The sequence below is a fragment of the Niastella koreensis GR20-10 genome, assembly GCF_000246855.1.
GTDB classification, from domain to species: domain Bacteria; phylum Bacteroidota; class Bacteroidia; order Chitinophagales; family Chitinophagaceae; genus Niastella; species Niastella koreensis.
Genome location: NC_016609.1, coordinates 3,687,034 through 3,696,497, shown reverse-complemented (window position 1 = coordinate 3,696,497; position 9,464 = coordinate 3,687,034). Strand labels below are relative to the sequence as shown.

The following is a 9,464-nucleotide window of genomic DNA, read 5'->3' as shown; positions in this document are numbered from 1 at the left end:
AAAAGTGGTTTAATATGAATAAGATTTTTGTCCTGCTATTGGCTGGTTGCTTTGTTGCAACTGCATCTGATGCGGCAGACAGTACCAATGCGGTAAAACAGTTCATGCAACAGGTTCAGCAGGCGTACAGGTCGGCCAACTTCCTGAGCTTTCATGTGCTGTACCGGTATGCCAATAAAAATCAACCAGATAATTACATCGATACCATGTCGGGCGATGTGGCCATGAACAGGAATCACGTACGGTTTTTACTGGAAGATGTGGAAACGGTCACCAACGATCAATACACCATCCAGGTGCATAAAGGCGAAAAGCTTATTTATTTAACCACCCCAACTCAGTCGCAGCTGGCCGATCCGGTGGCGGCGCTCGATTCAGCGCTCGGCAACTTCGAGGGCCTGCGTACACGGGTAACCCGTACCGGTGGGGTAGCTACCCTGAACATGGCCTTTCCTCCCGGGCAGGCGTATAAAAATGTTACCATGACCATTAATGAGCAAACCGGCTATTTGCAAAAAGTGGTGTATGATATGTATACCGAAGGACTTGTGGACAAAGACCAGATGGTGGATGGGGGCAATGGTGGCCCCTATCAGCCGGAAGGACGCGTAGAGATTGTGTTCAGTCAATACTGCCAGGGCCAATTTACCGAAGAACTGTTTAGCGGCTCACCCTATTTTACCCGGCTTGGCCAGGGTAAATACCAGCCAACGGAAAAGTATAAAGATTACCAGATCTTTCTGGCATCGCCAAAATTATAACCTTAAGATCATAACCAGTACCGGAATAAAACAAGACGCACATGCAGACCCATTCCTTTTTCCGCATAATATTACTGATCGGCTTTATTTGTAGTGTGGCCGTGGCCCGTGCAGGCGACGGTGGCGGCGGCGTTGTAGCAAGGGCCGTGCTCGATGGCAGCAAAAGCCAGGTGCACAAGGATTCTGCGGTTACCGTAGAAGACTCGGCATTCTTCAATGCAGCAGCCATTGGGGTAGATACCGGCTATTCTGTACAGAACGTGATCACGCTGAAAATAAATGAAGCCTCCAATATATACATGCGTACGGCATTTACCGCCAATGTAACGTTATCGATAGCCTATGACAATGGCACCGATACCGCCTCGGTGGTAAAAACGTTTACCGTTACGTATGATACCGGGCAAACCTATAACGCCCGTAATAACTTCGTTTTTTACGGCGGCAGAAAAGTGACGGTAAAAATATTGAACGTGGATGTGCAGGGAGCAACCTGGGATGTGGCGTCTGTATTGCTGGTCGAAAACCAGCTGACTGCCCGGCCAAAATACACCTTCTCCTGTTCCAATACCGTGGCCAGTATCAACCTGCCGGCATCCGTTGATCCCAACGCAGATGAATTGCCGGTAAGCTGGACTGCAGTCCGGGGCGCCGATCAGTACGACCTGGAATGGGCGTACATTGACATATCTGCATTGGGCAGGTACAGGAAGAAAGATCCTCCATATGCCTTTGATCCGGCGTTGATCTTTTATAACAATGCCACCCGTGTAAGCACTACCGGCAACTCATACAACATTCCATTGATGTACGACAACAATGGTACCCTGTTCATCCGGGTGCGTCCGGTGCAACTGGGTAAAGCCAATTCGGTGCTGAATGCCACCTGGAGTTCAGATGCCGCGACTTCTGTAATGGGTCAGTTTGATTTTACCGGTCATGAACGGATGCTGAACTGGCAGTCGAGCATCAGCTTTGCAGAAGAAGGAAAAAGAAAAGTGGTAGTGCAGTATTTCGATGGCAGTCTGCGCAGCCGTCAAACAGTGACCAAAGACAATACCAATAATAAAACGATTGCGGCCGAAACTTTTTATGATTACCAGGGCCGGCCTGCCATCCAGGTAATGCCGGCGCCATCCTTACAAAATGTAATTCAGTATACCGCTGGTTTCAACAGAAGCATCAATAACCCTGAATATTATAAAAGCGATTACGATTCGCTGTACAGCCCCGACATGTATTGCAACGCCCATGGAAAGGAAATGGTGGACAGTTCGGGCGCCAGTTTATATTATTCAGCCAACAACCCCAATAAAACCATCGGGATGAACCAGTTCATTCCCAATGCTGAAAAATATCCGTATACGGAAACAGAATATACGCCCGATAATACCGGCCGCATCAGCCGCCAGGGTGGGGTAGGAAAAGACTACCAGTTAGGCAGCGGCCATGAAACAAAATATTTTTATGGGTCACCCGATCAGGGGGAGATCGATGCCTTGTTTGGCACCGATGTGGGCGATCATTCGCATTACTTCAAGAACATGGTGCAGGATGCCAACGGGCAGTTCAGCATCAGTTATGTAGATATGCATGGCCGTACCATTGCTACCGGACTGGCAGGGGTGGCGCCCACCAGCCTGGCGCCGCTGGCATCGTATGACAGCGCCAATGTTACCGAAAACCTGGCTGATTCGGGTACACGCTTCCTGGAGAACTGGAGCATGGTGAACCAGAAATCGTTACTTGTTTCAGCAGCCGGTAACTTTGCCTTCAACTACAAGCTCGATCCTGCTTCGCTCATAGACAAGAATTGCGACAACCAGAATATTTGTTATACCTGTTTGTACGACCTGGAGATAACCATTACCGATAATTGCAACAACCAGTTATTGCCGGGCGGAAAACCGTATGATACCGTATTGCACAATTTTTCATTGGGCGCCATTACGCCTTCGTGCAATCCGTCACCGATGAACCTGGCGTTCAACCTGCCGCTGGCGCCAGGAAATTACCAGATCACCAAACGGTTAACGGTAAGCCGCGATGGGTTTAATTATTACCGCGACAGTGTGTACATGCCTAATAATACCTGCCGCTCCATGCAGGATTTTATAGATGAACAACGCTCGATAATAGCCCAGACAACTACCGATTGCGAACCTGATTGCGCCAAATGCCGCGCCAGCGTGGGCACACTGGAGCAGTTCAAGGCTAATTTTATTTCCCAGGCAAACATCCCTGCCGATGAAGTGGCATCGTATACCGATCAGATAAACGCTGCCTACCAGAGTGCTGTTGATGGTTGTAATTCCCTGTGCGGCGACAGCGCATCGGCCGACAACGATATCCGCAACGCAATGTTGCAGGATATGACCCCGCCTTATGGGCAGTATGCAGATACCACCTATGCGAAAAGGCAGGATAAGTTTAATATTTTCTGGGTAGATCCCGAGGATTCGCTCAGCTTTATACCCGCATTCCAGTTGGATGAGGTGAATTACCTGGATGCTGCCGGTCAGCCCGATAAAGTGTACAATGCGAACAGCGATATGATGGTAGCGCCCAATACCCTTTCCCGCGTTGAGTATACTCAAAATTTCCGCACCAGCTGGGCTGAAGCATTATTACCTTATCACCCGGAGTATTGCAAGCTGCAGAAACTGGAAAGCTTAAGACCAAGTAATTTGTGGGACAGGCAAATGGAAGCGATAGATAATTATAAAGATGCAGTAGCGGGAGGGTACCTCAACCCCACCAACATTGGGGCTCCGTATGAGTACGGTCCTTTTGTTACCGGTAACCGGGATCCCTTGCTTGTTTTGGAACCTGGATTAAAAGGAGCCCTTGAAGATAAGCTGAAGAAATACCTGGTAACGAATACTGGCAAAACAATAAATATTTGGGCCATGGCCAATATCGTTACCAAGTGTGACCAGGCCAATACCGGCGGATGTACAGATTATTATATTAATAAAGCAAATGATTTCGACCTCAACTGGTGTGATGGCGACCTGGATATGGCGTGGATCGCATTCCGTAACCTGTATTTGCAGGTAAAACAGGATATCGTAAATGACCTGATAAGTAAAGTGACGTGTACGCCTGTTAGCCCGGCTTATGCCAAAATGCCTACCCGGAAAGAATTGATAACGGCCAAATACAAGCCTGAATTTAACGATAACATTAAAACCGTACTTTCAGAAACAACACCAAAGCTCGACTATGGCAGTGATGCCAGCAGTGTAAGCCAGGCTAAATCCGATGCGCAAAATCAGCTGAATGCACAATACGACAAGAATGTTGACTATCTCGCCGGGCAATGGTACACCCAGTTAGCCCCCTGTTATAGAAACAATGGGAACGACCTGAACGATGTGATTATACCATTGATGAAGAGATTGTGCCGTCAGGCCTGTGACCAGGACCATCTTTTCGGCGCCAGCAGTTTGCCTGGAACAGCTGTTTTGGATGGTACCAGCTATCATAGTTTCAAAGACATCATCGATGGTTACAATAGCACGCATGGTATTGCCAGCGACAGTATGGAATGTAGTGCCGACAATATCACCGTGCCCGGGCCCTACGACAAACAACCGGTATACTTTAACAAACCGGTTTATGACAAACCCGCCGATTGCGAGTGTGAGCTCCTGAATTCCTTATATATACAATACAAAAACATAAAAGGCCTGGGACGCAGATATGCCAGCTTTGCTGCATATCTGAATAAAACAAGGGGCGTGAACATGAGTGACGCCAATCTGCAAATATTGCTGAACGCCTGTAATAATACCACTGTGCCCGGTGATGCAGGTAATGCCTGTACTTACCTGAAGGAACCGATCCTGTTGGATGCGGGACTGCAATGTAATTCAACGGATGTATGTACCAACTGTGTAGTGGTGAACAACCTGTATCAAAGTTACAAACAGCAGTATCCAAACGATACGCCGCGTATAACAGAACTGGATGATACCATCCAGGTAAAAAAGAATATTTTCTTCCAGAACTATATGAACAACCGCCTGGGCTTTGCGAAACAGGCCTGGGAGTATCTCATGTTCATGCAGGAATGTTCCGACTCTGCTCAAAATATAAACACCATACATTATTGCACCGATGAACGGGTTGGTAACCTGTATTTCACCGAAGGCAATGCGCTGGGTAAACTGCAGGATATTCAACCGACACCTGATGGAGGCTATATTCTGACGGGCAGTGTAAGTGTTACTGGTGTTTCAAGGGACGGTATACTGGTGAAGACCGATAGCCTGGGCCGTAAGCAGTGGGCTAAATATTATGGTGGCCTGGGCAGCGATAGCCTGGTACGGGTTCGCCGCACTTCCGATAATGGCTACATCGCAGTAGGTACCACCCATTCGGGCCGCTATTCAACAGGCGCCCTATGGATCATGAAAGTGACCTCCGATGGTTTAACTTCCTGGACAAAAACGATCGGTTTCAATACGCCGTTTGGCGAACATGGTTATGATGTTATTCAAACCAGCGATGGCGGATATGCAGCGTTGGGTATTTATAACCAACATGCCGGGCATGGCGAATTTTTACTGGCCCGCCTGCAATCAAACGGTAACCTCAACTGGGTCCGCCGTTTTGGTACCAGCCGTTTGCAGAACAACAGCACCGTGTGTATCCCCAATGAAACCGATTCTATCAGTTATAATGGCGTTCCTTCATATGGATTGCTGGAGCAGGAAGATACGCTGCTGGTAAGCGGCGCCGCTTATGACCCTAACTTAGGCGACCGTTATTTTGGCGTGATCCATAAAGTGAATAAGAACAATGGTAACCTCATGCGTTCATGGCATTATGCCGATGGCGCAGATACCACCCGCAGCTGCTGGTTCAGGGATATTTATGCTACCGAGAACGGGTATATGGTGATGGTGAACAGTGCACAGCAACTGGGCACCGTAAATGCCCAGGTAGGCGTGATGAACCTGACAAAAAACGGGGACGTAGTATCCTACAAACGATTCAATATTCCCGCGGGCAGCAACAGAATGGTAACCTCATCCGTATTCCCGGTTGCAGATGGAGGCTATATGGTAGCGCAAACGGGTAATAACAGTACCCATATTACCTGGCAGAAGGTAGATGCATCCGGCGCATTGGTGTGGACGAACCAGACCAACCTCACTGGTACGCAAACCGTTGGCCGCATTTCGCAGAACAGCAATGGCCGGTTTACCATGGCCGGGGATAACAACCAGCAAATGTTAGTGCTGGCGCTGACCCCCGGAGCCAGCTGTTACGACCAGGAAATAAGCCTGGGCGCCACAGATGAAATCGTAAGCCGCGTACCCTGGGCTATAGGAGTAGATGAATCGGTATCGCCCATGTATACCGACACTACTTTAACTGGCATAGCTATCGATCTCAGGGACTCCACATTGGTTTGCGCCGGTGGCGGACAGTGTTACGACGATTACGAGGGACCCACCTTGTGTGGCAGATCGGAACCGGCAGTACCACCTTTGCAGGTTGACTATGAGGGCGCCTGTTCAGATAGTACCTTCTTTGCCGTAAGCAAGGGTACAGAGCTGTACAAGACATATACCGATTCATTGACCGGTGCGTTTGAAAGAAACTATACGGAGAAATGTTTACAGGCGTACCGCTATGAATCGTTTACGGTAACCTATACAAAAAGAGAATATCACTATACTTTATATTATTACGACCAGGCCGGCAACCTGATCCGTACCGTAGCGCCGGCCGGCGTACATCTCGCCGATACCGTGCAGGTACGACTGGCCCGGGCAGCAGGAACAGCATTAGTGCCGGCGCATACGATGTATACCGATTACCGGTACAATACCTTGAACCAGGTAGTGGCGCAGCATTCACCGGATGGCGGCACCAGCAACTTCTGGTACGACAGGCTGGGACGACTGAGCATTTCCCAGAATGCCAAACAATATGATAGCACGCAATACAGCTATACGAAGTACGACGACATCGGCCGGATTACAGAAGTAGGGCAGCTGACCAGCAGCACGGCCATGGCAGATGCCACCAGCAGGGACAAGGGTTCGCTGGATACCTGGCTGGCGAATGCAGCCGGTACGGCAGAACAGATCACCAGAACGGTGTATGACCTGGAGTACACGCCTGTACGGTATTACCTGATGGCGCATAATTTAAGAAACCGCGTAGTGCGTACCTGTTTATACAATACAGCAGCTAACCTCAGCCAGGATAAGGCTACCACTTCTACTTATTACAGTTATGATATTTTAGGTAATGTAGATACCCTGTTGCAGGATTACCAGTATGGTAACATGTTGCTGACAAGCAACCGCTTCAAGAAAATTGCCTATGACTTTGACCTGGTAAGCGGAAAAGTGAACCAGGTAAGCTATCAGGCAGGACAGCCGGATGCGTTCTATCACCGGTATGTGTATGATGCCGAGAACCGCATCACCAACGTGCTCACCAGTGCCGATAGCATTAACTGGGACAACGATGCGTATTACCAGTATTACGACCATGGACCACTGGCAAGAGCAATAATAGGCGAACAGCAGGTGCAGGGTATCAACTATGCCTATAACCTGCAGGGCTGGATGAAGATGATCAACCCGGATGTGAATACCGATCCTGCTTATACATTAAAAGCCGATGGCAGCACAGGTAGTGTGGTAGGTAAAACAGCGTACAATGTAATGCTGAATTATTTCAAAGGCGATTACAAGGCCATCAGCGGCGCGGCCTCGCAGGATGCTAATGTGAAGCTGGGTACTGAATACCGCCCATTGTACAATGGAAACATCAGCAGTATGGCGGTGAATATAGATGCATTGCACAATCCATTATTGTATAATTATCAATACGACCAGCTCAATCGCCTGGTGGCGATGGATGCCTGGAAAAAGAACAGCAATGACTGGAGTGATATTAGCAAACTGAATGGCGACTTCCAGGAAAGAGTGAGTTATGATGCCAATGGAAATATCCTGACCTACCACCGCAATGGTAATACAGCAGGTGGTAAGCCGTTGGATATGGATAAACTGACTTACAGCTACAAACCAAACACCAATCAGCTGGATAACGTATACGATACGGTACCCGACGGTAATTATGATGCGGATATCGATGCGCAGGCAGCAGGTAACTATGAATATGACCGCATTGGTAACCTGGTAAAAGACAATAAGGAAGGAATTACCAAAGTGAACTGGACGGTTTATGGAAAGATCAGCCGGATTGTAAAAGGAGATAGCGTAGATATTTGCTATACCTATGGCCCCGATGGAAACCGCATCAGTAAAACGGTGATAAAGAAGAATTCCACCGACACTGCCAGAACCTGGTATGTACGTGATGCCACTGGCAATGTGATGAGCGTATATGAATCAGGAAAACCTGCCGTGCATGACGGGCACCTGACACAAACCGAAGTGCATTTATATGGCAGCAGCCGGTTAGGGGTGTTGCGCCGTAGTGTGAATGTGGATACAATACCTCCAACTCCCGATAACAGCCTGCCATTGCTGGGTACAAGGTTAAATGTTAATTTTGGCAGGGGAGATAAGCTGTTTGAGTTAGGTAACCATTTAGGTAACGTGCTGGTGACGGTGAATGATAAAAAGTTGGGGGTTTCATCGAATAATAGCACCATCGACTACTTCAATCCACAGGTGGTTACTGCGCAGGATTACTATCCATACGGGATGGTGCAGCCGGGAAGGAGTGTGAATGTGGACGGGTATAGATATGGGTTTAATGGGCAGGAGAAGAGTGATGAAGTGGCTCAAGGGTCAACAACAGCATTATTCTGGGAGTATGATAGCAGGATTGGAAGACGATGGAATATAGATCCGAAACCGAATGTTGGTTTAAGTGGTTATAATACTTTTGGTGGAAATCCCATCTGGTTTAGTGATGTAAATGGAGATAAAACAGATACGTTGGGTGGCATTGATCCGGGAAGTGCTGAAGAATTAAAGTGTACAATTTTGGAAACTTTTAAAGGCCCTGGTAAGGAAAACTTAAGAGGTTTATTTAAGCTTGAAGGCAATGATTTTGCCACTATTGATGATAGAGATTTTGCGAAAGCCATTAAAAACTTAAGTTGGGATGATCAGGTAATTGCATATGGGTATTATAGTGCAATAAATTCCAAAGAACGTCATACCGTTGAAGTAATTGATATAAATCAAAAATACAGCGCCGCTTATGCGGATTATATTAAAGAAGGGGTTAATATGGAAGATTCGTATAAGGAAGTTAAAGGAACTGGTGTAGATGTTGATTTTGCGTTTGGAGGAGGATTTAATATTCCAGATACCAGGCAAGGCCATAAAGATGGGGATACTTATACTCTTTTAGTTAATAACTCGGCGGCCAAAATAAATGATTATCAAACAACCTATATAGCCGGAAGCGCAATGACTATAAATCCTTCTTTAGCACTATTGTCTGTTCATGAAATATTAGGACACGTGTTAGGGCGGGCTCCAAATTCTCCAACTTGGAAAACTAATGATGCTGTTCAAATGGAAAACGCGTACAATAGATCACAAAATCCCTCTAATTCAATAATACCATGGAGAAATGGAGCGGCTCATGGGGGGGCAGTAGATTATGAAAAGGCCAATGACATACCTGCTCATATTAAATCAGGATTATTTAATTTAAAGGTCAGTCAGTTTCGGCCAAGGTAATATTGTT

2 protein-coding genes are annotated in these 9,464 nt (G+C 47.3%); both read left to right on the top strand.

Going from position 1 to position 9,464, the window contains the following annotated elements:
- The first annotated feature begins 14 nt into the window (after positions 1–14).
- The gene (locus NIAKO_RS14460; RefSeq protein ID WP_133055321.1) at positions 15–761 is read left to right on the top strand and encodes a LolA3 family protein; all 747 of its coding nucleotides are present in this window, start codon (positions 15–17) and stop codon (positions 759–761) included.
- A 41-nt stretch (positions 762–802) separates the two neighbouring features.
- The gene (locus NIAKO_RS14455) at positions 803–9,457 is read left to right on the top strand and encodes a DUF6443 domain-containing protein (RefSeq protein WP_014219187.1); all 8,655 of its coding nucleotides are present in this window, start codon (positions 803–805) and stop codon (positions 9,455–9,457) included.
- The last annotated feature ends 7 nt before the right edge of the window (positions 9,458–9,464 follow it).